General features: G+C 73.8%; 14 protein-coding genes. 4 read left to right on the top strand and 10 right to left on the bottom strand.

Annotated elements, in window-relative coordinates; all coding sequences use genetic code 11:
• Positions 1 to 6: 6 nt before the first annotated feature.
• Together P9K36_RS09220 and P9K36_RS09215 are read right to left on the bottom strand one after the other, a co-directional pair.
• Positions 7 to 261: a hypothetical protein gene (locus P9K36_RS09220; protein WP_043385904.1), complete on the bottom strand. Its 255-nt coding sequence runs from the start codon at positions 259 to 261 to the stop codon at positions 7 to 9.
• Positions 262 to 415: 154 nt separating this feature from the next.
• Entirely contained in the window at positions 416 to 1,285 is an 870-nt protein-coding gene (locus P9K36_RS09215) for an RNA methyltransferase (protein ID WP_278306921.1), read from the bottom strand.
• A gap of 814 nt (positions 1,286 to 2,099) precedes the next feature.
• Between P9K36_RS09215 and P9K36_RS09210 the strand changes: the two genes are divergently transcribed.
• The 3 genes from P9K36_RS09210 (at position 2,100) to P9K36_RS09200 (ending at position 4,391) form a co-directional block, all read left to right on the top strand.
• Positions 2,100 to 3,194, top strand: coding sequence for a replication protein RepA (locus P9K36_RS09210; RefSeq protein ID WP_043385909.1), 1,095 nt, complete (start codon positions 2,100 to 2,102; stop codon positions 3,192 to 3,194).
• Positions 3,195 to 3,312: 118 nt separating this feature from the next.
• Complete coding sequence (locus P9K36_RS09205; RefSeq protein WP_043756715.1) at positions 3,313 to 3,978, top strand: hypothetical protein; 666 nt, start codon at positions 3,313 to 3,315, stop codon at positions 3,976 to 3,978.
• 182 nt (positions 3,979 to 4,160) lie between these two features.
• Complete coding sequence (locus P9K36_RS09200; protein WP_043351523.1) at positions 4,161 to 4,391, top strand: hypothetical protein; 231 nt, start codon at positions 4,161 to 4,163, stop codon at positions 4,389 to 4,391.
• A 49-nt stretch (positions 4,392 to 4,440) separates the two neighbouring features.
• Here the strand turns inward: P9K36_RS09200 and P9K36_RS09195 are convergent, their stop codons facing one another.
• The 7 genes from P9K36_RS09195 to P9K36_RS09165 all read right to left on the bottom strand — a co-directional run bounded on the left by P9K36_RS09195 (position 4,441) and on the right by P9K36_RS09165 (position 11,646).
• Positions 4,441 to 4,806 (bottom strand): hypothetical protein, encoded by a 366-nt coding sequence (locus tag P9K36_RS09195; RefSeq protein WP_043385916.1) that lies wholly within the window; start codon positions 4,804 to 4,806, stop codon positions 4,441 to 4,443.
• 419 nt (positions 4,807 to 5,225) lie between these two features.
• Complete coding sequence (locus P9K36_RS09190; protein WP_236961467.1) at positions 5,226 to 6,794, bottom strand: SulP family inorganic anion transporter; 1,569 nt, start codon at positions 6,792 to 6,794, stop codon at positions 5,226 to 5,228.
• Positions 6,795 to 6,797: 3 nt separating this feature from the next.
• On the bottom strand, positions 6,798 to 7,475 hold the full coding sequence (locus P9K36_RS09185) for a carbonic anhydrase (RefSeq protein WP_043385918.1): 678 nt from the start codon (positions 7,473 to 7,475) through the stop codon (positions 6,798 to 6,800).
• Between the two features lie 179 nt (positions 7,476 to 7,654).
• Positions 7,655 to 7,984, bottom strand: a complete 330-nt coding sequence (locus tag P9K36_RS09180; RefSeq protein ID WP_051044734.1) for a hypothetical protein — start codon at positions 7,982 to 7,984, stop codon at positions 7,655 to 7,657.
• A gap of 342 nt (positions 7,985 to 8,326) precedes the next feature.
• Positions 8,327 to 10,246: a sensor histidine kinase gene (locus tag P9K36_RS09175; protein ID WP_111474027.1), complete on the bottom strand. Its 1,920-nt coding sequence runs from the start codon at positions 10,244 to 10,246 to the stop codon at positions 8,327 to 8,329.
• 165 nt (positions 10,247 to 10,411) lie between these two features.
• Entirely contained in the window at positions 10,412 to 11,278 is an 867-nt protein-coding gene (locus P9K36_RS09170; RefSeq protein WP_043385924.1) for an alpha/beta hydrolase, read from the bottom strand.
• A 65-nt stretch (positions 11,279 to 11,343) separates the two neighbouring features.
• Entirely contained in the window at positions 11,344 to 11,646 is a 303-nt protein-coding gene (locus P9K36_RS09165) for a hypothetical protein (protein WP_053610475.1), read from the bottom strand.
• A gap of 184 nt (positions 11,647 to 11,830) precedes the next feature.
• Between P9K36_RS09165 and argE the strand changes: the two genes are divergently transcribed.
• Positions 11,831 to 13,063 carry an acetylornithine deacetylase gene (gene argE, locus P9K36_RS09160; protein ID WP_043385931.1) on the top strand — a complete coding sequence of 411 codons (1,233 nt, stop codon included), beginning with the start codon at positions 11,831 to 11,833 and terminating at the stop codon, positions 13,061 to 13,063.
• Between the two features lie 63 nt (positions 13,064 to 13,126).
• On the opposite strand, the gene P9K36_RS09155 is transcribed toward argE, so the two are convergent.
• Complete coding sequence (locus tag P9K36_RS09155; RefSeq protein WP_236961469.1) at positions 13,127 to 13,480, bottom strand: hypothetical protein; 354 nt, start codon at positions 13,478 to 13,480, stop codon at positions 13,127 to 13,129.
• Positions 13,481 to 13,522: the final 42 nt, after the last annotated feature.

Below are 13,522 nucleotides of genomic sequence, written 5' to 3'. Positions count from 1 at the left end.
GTGGGCTCAGTCGGGAATCGCGAACCCGATCGACAGGCACAGGGCCGCGACGGCCGTCAGCGCCACGGCGGCCTGACGGACCTGATGCCAGCGCGCGCTGCGCGCGCGCTCCTCCGGGCTGGCGCCCAGCTGCAGCTCGTCGTCGAAGCCCCTCACGAAGGATTCGAAACTCGGAAAGGCACGCCGCGCGAGCCAAGTCCATACGCCGACAGCGACCAGGCCGACGGCCCAGCCGCCATAGGTCATCACATCGTCCAGCATCCGGACGCAGCCTTCCAGCCTACGCCCCCCTCATCCGCAACTCTACGGGAAGTTGCGGAAACTGCCTAGTCGGAAGAGGGGTTTCCGGCGCCGGTTCCGTGTTTCCGAACGTGTCGCGACCGGGCCGTCGGTCCGCGTCGCGGTCAGGCCTCGGTCAGGTCTCGGTCCGGCCGAGGGCGTAGAGGGTGATGGCGGCGGCGTTCGAGACGTTGAGGCTGCGGATCGCCCCCGCGAAGGGGATCCGCGCCAGCAGGTCGCAGCAGCTCCGGGTGCGCTCGCGCAGCCCCTTGCCCTCGGCGCCCAGCACGATCACCAGCGGCCGGGCGACCGTCACGGCGTCGAGGCTTTCCGGCGCGTCGGAATCGAGGCCGACCCGGGTGAAGCCGCGTTCCCCCAGGGCGATCAGCGCCTCGGCGAGGTTCCGGACGGTCACGAACGGCACGTGCTCCAGGCCGCCGGAGGCGGATTTCGCCAGGACCCCGGTTGCGCCCGGGGCGTGGCGCGCCGTGGTGACGATCCCCGCCACCCCGAAGGCCGCGGCGGTGCGGACGATCGCCCCGACATTGTGCGGGTCGGTGATCTGGTCGAGCGCCAGCAGCAGCGCGTCGGCGGGCAGATCGTCGAGCCCCGGGGCGGGCAGGGGCTCGGCCTCGAGATACAGTCCCTGGTGGACGGCGTCCGGTCCGAGCAGGCGGCCGATCTCGCTCGGCCGGACCAGTTCCGGGGTGATCCGCAAGGCGCCGCCGAACTCCGCCTCCAGCCGCGCCGCCGCGTTCTCGGTGGCGAGCAGCCGCTGCAGGCCGCGCTGCGCATTGCCCAGGGCCTGAACCACGGGATGCCAGCCATAGAGCACGGCCGGCCCGTCGCCGTCCGCCTCCCGCTGGCGGCCCGCCGCGCCGGGACGGCTGCCGGGGCGGTTGCCGGGGCGGTTGCCGGGCCGCAGAGCCGGACGTCGGGGCCCGTGCGGGCGATTCGGGGCGGGGCGACCGCCGGACGGACGGCCGTCATCGCGGCGGTCCGTCATCGGGATTCGATCGGGAAGGGAGGCATCGGCACGCTCTTCATCTGAGGGCCCTCTGGGACGACTCCGAGAAACCGGGCGGCATCGCCCGCGTCAAGCCGCCATCGCGGGGATCGCGACGGTCCCCGTGACGAAGCCGGCCGGCCCGCCGCCATCCAGGCTCTGCGGATCGTCAAGCGGTGACGGCGGCAATTCGAGGGAATGTGGAAAACCATCATACATTCCCTTCGTACCCTGTGCGCTTCCGGTGCGGTCAGGGTTCGTTCGTCAGAACGAACAGGCTCTCCGACACTAGGAAGATTATCTGGGAGAGTCTTTCAGAGAGTCAGTTCGGCAAGTTATATGCAGTCGGAAATTCCTCATTTTGGCCATGGGGTTGATGTGGTTTTGCGCATCCGACTCTGCGTGGGTGCGCATCGAACTCTGCGCGGCCGCGTATCGGATTCTGCGCCGGACCGGCGACGTGGCGTATCGGAATCTGCGCGGCCGCGTATCGGATTCGGCGGGGATTCCGGCCCGCGCCGGTGGATAACGGGGACGGAACGCGGGCGGGTGGGCGTATCGGACTCTGCGTGGGATCGGGCGGCGGACGGACCCCGTATCGAACTCTGCGTCGCGCGGGGCCGGAGGGGGGCCGCGGTCACCCGGCCCCGGTCATGCGCCTGCATTCGGGGGCGGGCCGGGAGTGGGGAAGCGTGGATTGCCGGGACAAGCCCGATCGAACCGGGTCCGCGGCGTCCGAATCGTGGCATGGCAGGATCGGGCCGTTCTCCCGTTCGCCGGACGAACGCGCCCCTGTGCCGCGGACCGAGGGGCGATGAGCATCGAGGAGAAGATCGCCGGGATCCACGACCCGGACCTGCAGGCCGAGATCGAGGCGGCGCGCGGCGGCTTTCTGTTCGCGCAGATCGTGGAGCACGTGCTCCACCGTCAGCGCGAGCGCGATGCCCAGGCCGCCCTCCTGGGGGAGGAGGAGAGCCGCCGGGCCGGCCTGTCGCGCGACCAGCGCCGCCGCGACGCGGTGCGCCTCGTGATCGAGAGCGAGCCGGCGCTCCCGTCGAGCCTCCAGCACATCCATTCGGTCCTGGCGCTGTGCGGCCTGCCCTACCGCGACCCCGGGCCGGTGCGCGAATTCTCCCGCAGCTACGGGCGCAACTCCCTCAGCCTGATCGCCGGCCGGATCAAGGATCCGGAGACGGGCGCCTTCGAGCCCCAGGGGCTGCCCTACGGCCCGAAGGCCCGGCTGGTCTTGCTGCACCTCTGCACCGAGGCCGTGCGCCAGCGCAGCCCCACCGTGAAGGTGGCCGAGACCCTGTCGGGTTTCATGCGCGAGATGGGCTTCGCGGTCACGGGGGGCGAGCGCGGCACCATCCGCCAGTTCAAGGAGCAGCTGAACCGGCTGGCCGCCTGCTCCATGCAGATCGGCCTCTGGGACGGGCGCGACAGCGCCACCACCCTCAACGTTCCGCCGTTCCGCAGCCTGGAACTGTGGCGCCCCCGCGCCGGCGAGGGGGCCGACGAGGCGGGGCGCACGGTGCGCTTCGACCCCGAATTCTACGAGACCCTGATCCGGCACGCCCTGCCGGTGGACGTGCGGGCGGCCCGGGCCTTCTCGGGCTCGGCGCGCAAGCTCGACCTGCTGTTCTGGACCGGCTACCGCCTGCGGTCGCTGCAGCGACCGCTCCGCCTGACCTGGGCCAACCTCCACGCGCAGTTCGGCGCCGAGAACGCCTCGATCCGCAGCTTCCGGCAGGCGTTCAAGGCGGATCTCGCGCATCTGCGCGAGGTCTTCCCGCGGCTGCCGCTGGTCCTCGACGAGGGCGGCCTGACCCTGCATCCGGCCGATCCGAGCACGCTGCTCGTGCCGCCCAGGCCGGCCGCCAAGGGAATGCGGAAGCGGGCAAGGGAATAAGGCTCGCCGGATGGAATATTCCGACTGTCGCTCAGGCGGTACGGAATATTCCGACTTAGAGCATTCCCACCGGTGCTGAGAACGGGTAGATGTTCCCTCAGGTTGGAGGGACCATCGCGTGGGCCTGTCGGAATCCGAGATCGAGGCGCGGCTCGCCGCGTTGCGGCGCCAGCGCGAGGCCCTCGACCGGCAGATCGCCGACCTCGTGCTCTACCTCGAACTCGGCCGCCGCCTGGGAGCCGCCGGATCCGGGGCGAGGGCGGCATCGGATCCGGTCCCCGAGCCGGGGGCGCGCCTTCGCGGAGACCCGGCCGACGATCCGGCGCTGGGGGACCCGGGCGTGCCGGGGGATCGGTCCGGACCGGCGGCGGAGGATTCCGGCGCGCCGCGCGGACGACGGGGGGCGGAAGCCCGTCCGGAAGTGCGTCCGGAGGCGCGTCCCGTGGTCCGGACAGATGCCGCCGGCGCCCGCGGCGCCATCCCGCCGGCCATCGCCTTCACGGAGGATGCCGCCGGGGCCCGCCGCTACGGCCGGGCCGTGGTGGAGGCGGCCTGCGCGGCGATCGGGCGCGCGGGCCGGCCGCTGCACGCGGCCGAAATCCTGGAGGTGCTCGTCGGGCAGGGCTTCACCCTGCCCGGGCGGGATCCGGTGGCGGCCCTCAACACGCGCCTGTGGAAGCGGTCCGGGCCGGGCGGGCCCCTGAGCCGGGTCGGTGAGGCCACCTACGCCCTGGCGCCGCCGGATCCGGAACCCGCCCGAGGGGGCCCGGTCACGCAGACGTGACGCCCGGCCGGGTCGCCCGCGCCCGCATGTTCGGGCACGCCGGCCGGCGCGGCCGACCGCCTGCGGGTCAAGCCGGGCATCGGCAGCCTCAGCCGGGGAGGGCGTGCCATGGACACGGTCATGAACACCGTCATGGACCCGATCGGCGTGATCGGCCGGCATTGGACGACCGGGACGCCGCGATGACGGCGGCCTTCGCGACGCCGGCCGCGCAGGTGTGCATCTTCCTTCTCGGCTGCGCGGTGATCCACGCCGCCCGCGCCCATGCGGATCTGATCACGCGGCCGCTCGCGGTCGCGGCCGTCGCAGCGGCCGTGCTGGTCCTCCTCGTCGCCTCCCTCGTCGCTTCTCGCGACCAAGCCCCGGAGGACGGCGAGACCTTCGACGCGGTCGCAGTCTACGGGGCTTCCTGAGCCGGCGACCGGGTCCGGGGCAGAGCCCGGCACGGCCCGGGCGGACCGCTCAATTGACGAGGCAGAAACCGAGACCGGTGCCGACCCGCCGCTCCTGCGCGCACCACGGCTTGGGCGTGGCGGACGGGGCCTTCAGGCTGGCGGTCGTCTGCGCGGCGTCGGCCGCGGTGCTGCGGAGCGCGAGGCTGCCGGGGGGCGTCGGGACCGGGTCGGGACGGGCCGCGTCCGGATCGGGAACGGATCCCAGGCGCAGTCCCGGCGCCACCCCGCCGTCCGGCATCGGGACGGGGGCGCTCGCCGCCACCGGCTGGGCGGGATCGGGCGGATGCAGCGTCGCAAGGCCGGGCATGTCCTGCGCCGCCGCGGCGCCGCACAGGACCAGGCATGCGGCCGAAGCCGCGAGGAACCTGATCATCGACGAAGCTCCTGACGAGTACCATTCCGCGGCCGATCCCGCGCAGCGGGCCTGCCGTAGCGGCGAGTCTGGCGGTCCGCCCGTTAAGGGGGCGCAAAGATTCAGGATTAACCGGTTGTGAAAACGATGGAATTCCGGGTTCCGACGAACCCGGGCGGCTCCCGGCCCGCGTCGGGACGGACCGGAAGGCGGCCCCGTCGACCGGTTGCCGCGACCGTCTGCCGCGACGCGGACAGGCCCGGGGGCGCCGTCCGCTCGGATCCGCGTGGAAACATCGGGGCGCCGCCGCAGGACCCACGGTCCCGCCTTCGGATCCCGCCCGGACCCCGCCCGCCCCGCGTCCGCTTCGGGCCCGCGTCCGAACGGCCTGCTCCGACGCGCCCTGTGCCGAAGGGTCTGCCCCTTCGGCACAGGGCTTCCTAGTGGGCCGGGGCCGCCACCGCGGCGGCGAGCCGGTCGTGCGGGACTCCCGACCCGCCGACCACGGCGATCCGGCTGCCGGCGGCGCTGCGCCGGCTCGCCCAGTCGCCGATCATCTCCAGGCAGGTGTGGTCGATGGCCGCGAGGTTGTCGGTGGCGAGGCGGACCTCGCCACCCTCGGGGGTACGCTCCAGGGCCGCCGTGAGGCTCGGAAGCTGCAGGAAGGTCGCCGCCCCCGACAGGCGCAGCTCCGGCACGCCGGGCACCTCCGGGGCCGCCGCGTGCTCGATCCGGAGCCGGCCCTTGCGCAGGCTCGGCAGGGCCTGGATGAGGCTCAGGGCGAGGCCCGTGAGCACGCCGGAGAGCAGGTCCACCGCCACCACGGTGGCCATCGTGGCCAGCCAGATCGCGGCGGTCAGCCAGCCGTAGCGGGCCTGCAGGTGCAGGGCGTGGGCCGGGCTCGCCAGTCGCCAGCCGGTGACCACCAGGATGCCGGCAAGGCTCGCGGTCGGCACCAGGGCGAGCAGCCAGGGCAGGGCGAGCAGGAAGGCCAGGATCCAGGTCCCGTGCATCACCGTGGCGGCCCGGCTCACCGCCCCCGCCTGGACGTTGGCCGAGGAGCGTACGATCACCCCGGTCATCGGCAGCGCGCCGAGGAGTCCGCAGATCAGGTTGCCGATGCCCTGGGCGCCGAGCTCCCGGTTGAAGCGGGTGCGGGGGCCGTCATGCATCCGGTCGACAGCGGCCGCCGAGAGCAGGCTCTCGGCGCTGGCGATCACCGCGATGACCAGGGCCATGATCAGGATCTCGGCCTCGGCGAGACGCGCCCAGGCCTCGGCCCCCGGCAGGGCGAGTCCGGAGAAGAGCGCCTCCGGCACCGCCACGCGCTTGACGGCGAAGCCACCGAGGCCGGCCGCCAGGCTGCCCGCCAGCACGCCGACGAGCGCCCCGGGCAGGAGCCGGAGCCGCGCCGGGCGCAGCCGCTCCCAGGCGATCATCGCCGCGATGGTGAACCCGCCGACGATCACGGCGCCGGTGCGGTCGCCCGTGCCGGTGACGAAGTCGAAGAACGCGGCCGGGATTGCCACGAGGTTGTCCAGGCCGCTCGCCCGGGGGAGGGCGTCGGTCAGGACGTGGATCTGGGCCAGGACGATCAGGATCCCGATGCCGGCCAGCATGCCGTGCACCACGGCCGGCGAGATCGCCCGGAACCAGCCGCCGATCCGCAGGGCGCCGGCGGCGAGCTGGACGAGGCCCGCCACCACCAGGACCGGGCCGAGGGCGTCGAGCCCGTGCGCCTGCACGAACCCATACACGATCACCGCGAGCCCCGCGGCGGGCCCGCTGACCTGGAGCGGCGAGCCCGCGATGAGGCCGACCACGATGCCGCCGACGATGCCGGTGACGAGACCGCGTTCCGGCGGTACGCCGGACGCGATGGCGATGCCCATGCACAGGGGCAGCGCCACCAGGAAGACCACCACGGAGGCGGGCAGGTCCCGGGCGAGGTTCGTCCGGATGGCGCCGCCCGGGGCGAGGGCGGCGGTCAGGCTGCTGGGGATCCGCATGGGTCAGGCCGCCTGCAGGCGGCTGCCGGTGGAGGAATCCTGCGCCACGGGCATGTCGGCCCCGGCGATCGGCCGGAAGCGCCCGTTCGCGCCGTCATAGGCCAGGAGGGCGCCGGTCTCGATCTCGAAGAACCAACCGTGCAGCCGCAGGGACCCCTTGGCGAGGGCGGCGGCGACGCTCGGATGGGTGCGCAGGTTGGCGAGCTGGACCACCACGTTCTCCAGGGCCAGGGCGTGGTGACGGGCCTGCGCGTCCATCCCCTCGGGATAGGCCTCGCAGACGATCCGCTCGGCGGCCTCGGCGTGGCGCAGCCAGGACGCGACGCTGGGCATCCGCTTGAGCAGATCCCGGTTCATCAGCCCCTTCATGGCGCCGCAATCGGAATGGCCGCAGACCACGATGTCGCGCACGCCCAGCGCCACCACGGCATACTCGATCGCCGAGGAGACGCCGCCGACCACGTCGGATGCCGGGGGCACGATGTTGCCGGCGTTGCGGCAGACGAACAGGTCCCCCGGCCCCGCCTGGGTGATGTGCTCCGGCGAGACCCGGGAATCCGCGCAGGCGATGATCAGCGCGCTCGGCTGCTGACCGTCGCGCACGAGCTGCTGGTACATCTGCCGCTGTCCGGGAAAGACGTTGCCCTGGAAGCTGGCGATGCCCTGGATGATGTTGTTCATGAAGGGGTCTCTGACGCTGGGAGAACCGGGGGAGAAACCGGGGCGGGCACACCGCTCGGGCCGCACGACCCGTCCCGAGGGGGGCGGGTCGTGCGGCCCGAGCGTTTGGGTCGGGGTGAAGGTCCCCCGGCCAGGCCGGGGGGAGGAAGGCGAGCCGTCCCGGAGCCGGGCGGGCGGTCTCAGCGTCGGGCCCGGCGGGGCTCTACGGTTCCGGACGCCCAGTGGGGATCGACCGCGCGGCGGCGCGCCACCGTGGTGCCGGCCCTCTCGTGGAGCATCGGCGCTCCGAGGAGCTGACCGGTCCCGGCGCGCTGCGAGTGCAGGGAGCGCGGGTCGTGATGGGGATCGCTGACGTAGGAACTCATGTGGCCCCCGCCGGCGGCCTGGCGGCTCCCGCCGCCGCCTTCGCCGGCCTGCGCGGCCAGGGGCGCGCCGAGGAGTCCGGCCAGGAGGCCCAGGGCGAGGCCGACGGTGGTGCCGCGGATCGGGACGTGTCGTGACTGGGGCATGGCGTTTCCTCGCGCGTTCGTCTTGTGGCCGGGGACACCGAATCCCTGCCGGTCAGTCGAACCTAGTCAAACTCTTGCAAATCTCATGTGCGTCTCAGCACATCACATCAATGAAGACTTTAATCCATAACCAATGTACTACAGAGTGTGTTTGCGCACGTCTTTGTCTCGTCACGAAATCAGCGCCGGGATTAAAGCCGGATCTGGTTCCGATGCGCCGGATCGGGCTCTGTCGGACCGTGGGGCCGGGCTAAGGGAATGCGCGGCCGCTGTCCCGACGCCGCGAGGCGGGGTCGATGTCGGGGTGGAACGGGAGGGAAAGCCGATCGGGCCGGAGCGGGATCAGGCCCGTCCGGCCTGCAGACGCGGCGTGGGCTGCGCGGCCGCGCGGCCGGGGGCGGGCAGGGGATTGGCCGCCCTGTAGACGACGCCCGCAGCCTCGTAGGTGAGGCTGGCGGTCCTGTTCCCGGCAAAGCCTCGCTCCAGCAGGCGGGTGCCGAATCCCTTCCGCGTCGGCGGGACGACCGGGGGGCCGCCGCACTCGCACCATGTCACCCGGAGGGTATCGGTGTCTGGGCCGGCCTCCACCGTCCAGACCAGCGCCGCGCGACCGCCCGGAACCGACAGGGCGCCATGCTTGACCGCGTTGGTGCACAATTCGTGCAGGATCATCGTGAGCGCCAGCGCGCCCTCGGGCGGCAGCCGCAGGTCGGGACCTTCCAGGCTGATGCGCGGCGGCAGCGCACCGGATGAGGTCTGGCTCGCCAGATCGCTGCCGGACCGAGCGCCCCCCGGGACTTCCGCGCCCAGGAAGGGCCGCATCGCCTGGGTCGCGACGCCGCGCAGGTCCGCGCTCGCCCAGCTCTCGCGGGTCAGGATGTCGTGGGCCCGCGACAGGGCGAGCAGCCGCGCCTCGAAGGCGTCGCGCCCGGCCGCGGCGTCCCCGCCGAGGTTCTTCAGGCTCTGGGCCGCCATCGCCTGCACGGTGGCGAGGGTATTCTTCACCCGATGGTTCAGTTCATCGATCAGCAGCCGGTGGGTGTCCGCGCGCCGGGCGAGCTCGTCCGCCGCCGCGCCCAGGGCGTCGGCGATCATCGCGCCTTCGCGCACGAAGGCGCGGGGCAGCGGCGGCGGCCGCTGGTCGCGGCCCAGCGTCTCGGCGGCCACCGCCAGGTCCAGCAGCGGGCGGGCGATCAGGCCGGCGAGCAGCCACGCGAGCAGTGCCGCCGCGAGCGCCACCACGCTGCCCGCCACCAGGATGTCCCCGCGCAGGGCCGCCACCGCGGTCAGGGCCCGGTCGGCCGTCTGCCGCACCACCACCTGCCAGCCGAGACCGGGATAGTCCCGGTGACCGGTCGTGGACGCGTGGGCGCTCAGATACGCCGCGGCGCCGTCGGGCCAGGGCCCGACCCGGCTCGTGCCCTGCGGATCGAGGGATCTGTCGCCGGTCAGGACCGCCCGGGGCAGGGCCGCGCCCTGCAGGGCGGGCGGACCGAGGAGCACGGTGCCGTCGCGGGACAGGATCAGGATCTCGGCCCCCTGGCGATGGCCCCGGAGCGCGCCTTCGAGGATGCGCGCCATGTCGCGCGCCCAGGTCCAGTCGAGATGGGCGGCCAGCACTCCGAGGACGCGGCCGTCCGGCAACCGGACCGGGGCCGCGACATCGACGAGGCGCAGCGGCTCCCGCGCCGCCCCGCGCGCACCGGTGTCGACCGGGGGCATCAGACTCTGGAGGAGCTTGGCCGGATGCACGTCCCCGACATAGGGCCCCTCGAGGCCGCGGCGGAAATAGTCCCGGCCGGAGACGTCCGCGCCCTCCAGGGCGCCCGTGCTGGTCGCGGATACGCGCCCGTCGGCGTCGACCAGCCCGATGATCGAATAGGCCGGGTAGGTCGCCTGGAGCCGCTCCATCACGGCGCGCTTGGCCGCCGTCGCGGTTCCGGGATCGCGCAGGCTGTCCGAGGCGGCGGCGATCTGGATGTCGCGCCAGCGCTCGAACATCCCGATATCGAGGTTCCGGGCCATCTGGCCGGCGATCTCGGCGAGCTGGCCGCCGACCTCCGCCTCGAGCCGTCGGGTCGCCTCCCGGCTCACAAGGGCGGCGAGCGCCAGGGTCGCCAGGAAGCCGAGGGTGCCGAAGCCCAAAGCCAGGACGACGCGCAGCCGCGGCGTGCCCCATCCGCGGCGGCGGCGGTCGGCCCGGTCCGCGGGATCGGCGCGGGCCGCCGCCGCAGGGGTTTCCGATCGCGCGACCGCTTGCATCCGATCTCCCTCGGATCCGGCCGGCTCCCGGAGGAGGGAGATCGCGCCCGCACCCCCGTCTCAGCACGCGCCGCGGGCCTCAGCAAGACGGGAGCGGTCTCCGGCGATGCGAAATTTCTATCGGGAGTTGTAAATACGCCCGGAATCGTCCCATTGCCCGGATCGTCAGCCCTCGAGGAGGGCATGGGCCGCCCGGACCAGGATCCCGCCCGGCCGGCGCAGGGCGTCGAGCACCGAGAAGTGCTCGGCATCGGGCACCGGCAGCAGGGCCCCCGGGGCGTGGGCCGCCGCCCGCAGGGCGTGCAGGTTGCGGGCGTCGTGGATCAGCGCCGGCAGTTCGCGCGAGCCGTAGGCGATGCAGAGCGGCTTCGCCACCGCCGGACGGCGCAGGGGGGACAGGGTCTCGACCTCCGCGTCGGTGAGGCTCAGCTTGGCGTCCAGCTCGGTCTGGCGGATCGGCGCGAGGTCGTAGACGCCGGAGATGGCCAGCCCCGCCGCCACCGCCGGATGGCCCAGATGCAATGCGGTGAGCAGCCCGCCGGCCGACCAGCCCGACAGGATCAGGGGGCCGCGGATCCCGTGCGCGGCCCCGTGGGCGGCGAGCCAGTCGAGGGCCGCGCCGATCTCCGCCACGATCCGGGTGAGGCTCGCCTCCGGCGCCAGGGTGTAGCCGACCATCGCCACCGACCAGCCGGCGGCGTTCGGGCCCTGCGCGAAGCAGGCGAACAGCTCCCGCGCGCCGCGCTGCCAGTAGCCGCCATGGATGAAGACCAGGCAGGGCGCCGCCCCGTCCCGGGCCGGGTAGAGGTCGAGGGCGTTGCGGGGGCCCGGGCCGTAGGGCACGTCGAGGCCCGCCGGATGCGCGGCCCGGTAGGCGGCCGAGGCGGCATTCCGGGCGGCCACCTGGGCGGCGCTGTCGGCCACCGCGCGGGTGTTGTCGTAGCAGGCGTCCCGCGCCTCCTGCGCGAGGGCGTTCCAGCGGCGGCGCGGATCCGCGGGGGTCGGATCGTCCAGGCGGAACTCCAGCACCATCGCGTCCGTCTCAGGCCTTCGGTCGCCCGCACCATGGCAGGCGGTCGGGCCCGGGTCGAGGCGGATCAGAAGCCGGGCCAGGCCCCCGGGAGGGTGCCGCCGTAGCCCCAGCCCGTGAAGGGCGGGGCCGCGACCCGCTCGCGCGTCGCCGGAGCGAAGGCCGGGACGAGCGGCCGCTGCCAGACCCGCCAGTCCGGCCGGTCCCGCGCCGCCCTTCGGGCGAGGGTCCGGTCGATGTCGGACGCGACGCGATGGCGCGGCGTCCCGGCCTGTGGCCGGGCCTCGGCCGGGGCGGCCAGCAGCAGGGCCGCCGGCAACAGGGTCGCGAGGATCGGGGCGGCGCGGATCGGAGCGGGACGGCGACGCATGGTTCGGGCTCCCAGGGGCGGTCTCCGGCGGCCACCCCCGAGAGCGACGCTCGGGTGCCGCACCGGTTCCCGGGACCGGTCGGGCGGTCCGGGCGTTGCCCGGGATCCCCGAAGCGCCGAAAACCCCGTAGGAATCCGGGCGCCCCATCCGGGCCGATTCGCGCGCGGTTGCAGGACGCCATCCATGACAGAGCCCGCACAGACCGTCCTGCCGCCCTCCGGCCCGCCCGATCCGGTGGCGCTGCTCGGGACGCTCGTCGCCTTCGACACGGTGAGCGACCGCTCGAACCTGCCGCTGATCGACTGGGCCGAGGCCTATTGCCGGGGCCACGGCGCCGCGGTGGAGCGGGTGCCGGATCCGACCGGCCGGAAGGCGGCGCTGCTGGTCAGCGTCGGGCCGTTCGAGACCCGCCCCGGCTACGTGCTCTCCGGCCACAGCGACGTGGTGCCGGCCGAGGGCCAGCCCTGGTCGTCGGACCCGTTCGCCCTGCGGGAGGCGGGGGGGCGGCTCTACGGGCGCGGCACCTCCGACATGAAGGGGTTCCTCGCGGTCTGCCTCGCGCTCCTGCCCGAAATGGTCGCGGCGGATCTCGCCACCCCGATCCACCTCGCGATCTCGTACGACGAGGAGGTGGGGTGCCTCGGCGTGCGCCCGCTGATCGCCCGGATGCTCGAGCGCGTGCCGCGGCCGCTCGGCTGTTTCGTGGGCGAGCCCACCGGGATGGATGTGGTGGTCGGCCACAAGGGCAAGTCGGCGGCCCGCCTCACCTTCCGGGGCAGGGCCAGCCACTCGGCCCTGGCGCCCCAGGGTGTCAACGCGGTGGAATACGCCGCCCGCTTCATCGAGCATGTCCGCCTGTCCGCGGAGGCCATCGCCCGGGACGGGGCCCGCGACCCGCTCTACGACGTGCCCCACACCACCGGCCTGTCGAGCGTGGTCCGGGGCGGCACGGCGCTCAACATCGTGCCCGACACCTGCAGCGTCGCGTTCGAGTACCGGGCCATCGGCGCGGACGATGCCGCGGCGCTGGCGGCCGCGGCGATCGGGTACGCCACCGGGACGCTGGCGCCGCTGATGCGGGCCGGCGATCCGGCCTGCGGCGTCGATGTCGAGCCGCTGATCGATTATCCGGGCCTCGACACCGATCCGGAGGCCGAGATCGTGACCCTGGCCAAGCGCCTCGCGGGCCGCAACGGCCACGCCAAGGTTTCGTACGGCACGGAGGGTGGGCTGTTCGAGCGGCTCGGCGGCGTGCCCGCCGTGGTGATCGGACCGGGCTCCATCGCCCGGGCCCACCGGGCCGACGAGTACGTCACCCGGGACGAACTTGAGGCGTGCGCGGGCTTCGTGCGGCGGCTGATCCGCACCTGCACGACCGGCTCCGCGTCATCGTCCCGAGGGGCGCTCCCAGTCTGAACCAACATCCGCGCCGGTCGAGCGCGCTTCCGGCCCGCAGGGCGTCCGCCGCGCGGCGCGACCTCACCAGGGGATGCGGCCGAAGCGGTCGACCAGCCGCCGGGACTCGGCTTCGCTCTCGGCTCTCGACGTCCCGCCCTGGCCGACATCCGAGCTTCCGGAGCCGGGATGCACCAGGCGGCACACCAGCGGCAGGACGAAGTTGTGGCGCGCGAGGTGTATGTTGGGGCCGCCGAGCCGAAGCACGTCGGCGTGCCACGGGCGGATCTGAACGGCGTTCTCGAGAGTGCCGGGCGCCGTCGCCTCGACGAGGTGGGCGCGGCGCAGGCCGGTCTCGGCTGAGGCGTCCGAGTCTACGTTGCCGGGATGCCGCCCGTGATCGAAGACGCGCTGCGCACCGCCGGAGCCGGCCCGCACGGGGCGCTTCGGGGGGCAGGATCTGCACGCGGCCGGCGGGGC

This window comes from Methylobacterium sp. 391_Methyba4, assembly GCF_029691625.1.
Taxonomy (GTDB): Bacteria; Pseudomonadota; Alphaproteobacteria; order Rhizobiales; family Beijerinckiaceae; genus Methylobacterium; species Methylobacterium fujisawaense.
This window is presented reverse-complemented; position numbering and strand designations above follow the sequence as displayed.

Excerpts from the sequence above, each read along its gene's own strand:
- P9K36_RS09185 (WP_043385918.1), bottom strand. The coding sequence starts at position 7,475 with ATGAACAACATCATCCAGGGCATCGCCAGCTTCCAGGGCAACGTCTTT.
- P9K36_RS09220 (WP_043385904.1), bottom strand. The coding sequence starts at position 261 with ATGCTGGACGATGTGATGACCTATGGCGGCTGGGCCGTCGGCCTGGTC.
- P9K36_RS09180 (WP_051044734.1), bottom strand. The coding sequence starts at position 7,984 with ATGCCCCAGTCACGACACGTCCCGATCCGCGGCACCACCGTCGGCCTC.
- P9K36_RS09215 (WP_278306921.1), bottom strand. The coding sequence starts at position 1,285 with ATGACGGACCGCCGCGATGACGGCCGTCCGTCCGGCGGTCGCCCCGCC.
- P9K36_RS09210 (WP_043385909.1), top strand. The coding sequence starts at position 2,100 with ATGAGCATCGAGGAGAAGATCGCCGGGATCCACGACCCGGACCTGCAG.
- argE (WP_043385931.1), top strand. The coding sequence starts at position 11,831 with ATGACAGAGCCCGCACAGACCGTCCTGCCGCCCTCCGGCCCGCCCGAT.
- P9K36_RS09170 (WP_043385924.1), bottom strand. The coding sequence starts at position 11,278 with ATGGTGCTGGAGTTCCGCCTGGACGATCCGACCCCCGCGGATCCGCGC.
- P9K36_RS09195 (WP_043385916.1), bottom strand. The coding sequence starts at position 4,806 with ATGATCAGGTTCCTCGCGGCTTCGGCCGCATGCCTGGTCCTGTGCGGC.
- P9K36_RS09175 (WP_111474027.1), bottom strand. The coding sequence starts at position 10,246 with ATGCAAGCGGTCGCGCGATCGGAAACCCCTGCGGCGGCGGCCCGCGCC.
- P9K36_RS09190 (WP_236961467.1), bottom strand. The coding sequence starts at position 6,794 with ATGCGGATCCCCAGCAGCCTGACCGCCGCCCTCGCCCCGGGCGGCGCC.
- P9K36_RS09200 (WP_043351523.1), top strand. The coding sequence starts at position 4,161 with ATGACGGCGGCCTTCGCGACGCCGGCCGCGCAGGTGTGCATCTTCCTT.
- P9K36_RS09165 (WP_053610475.1), bottom strand. The coding sequence starts at position 11,646 with ATGCGTCGCCGTCCCGCTCCGATCCGCGCCGCCCCGATCCTCGCGACC.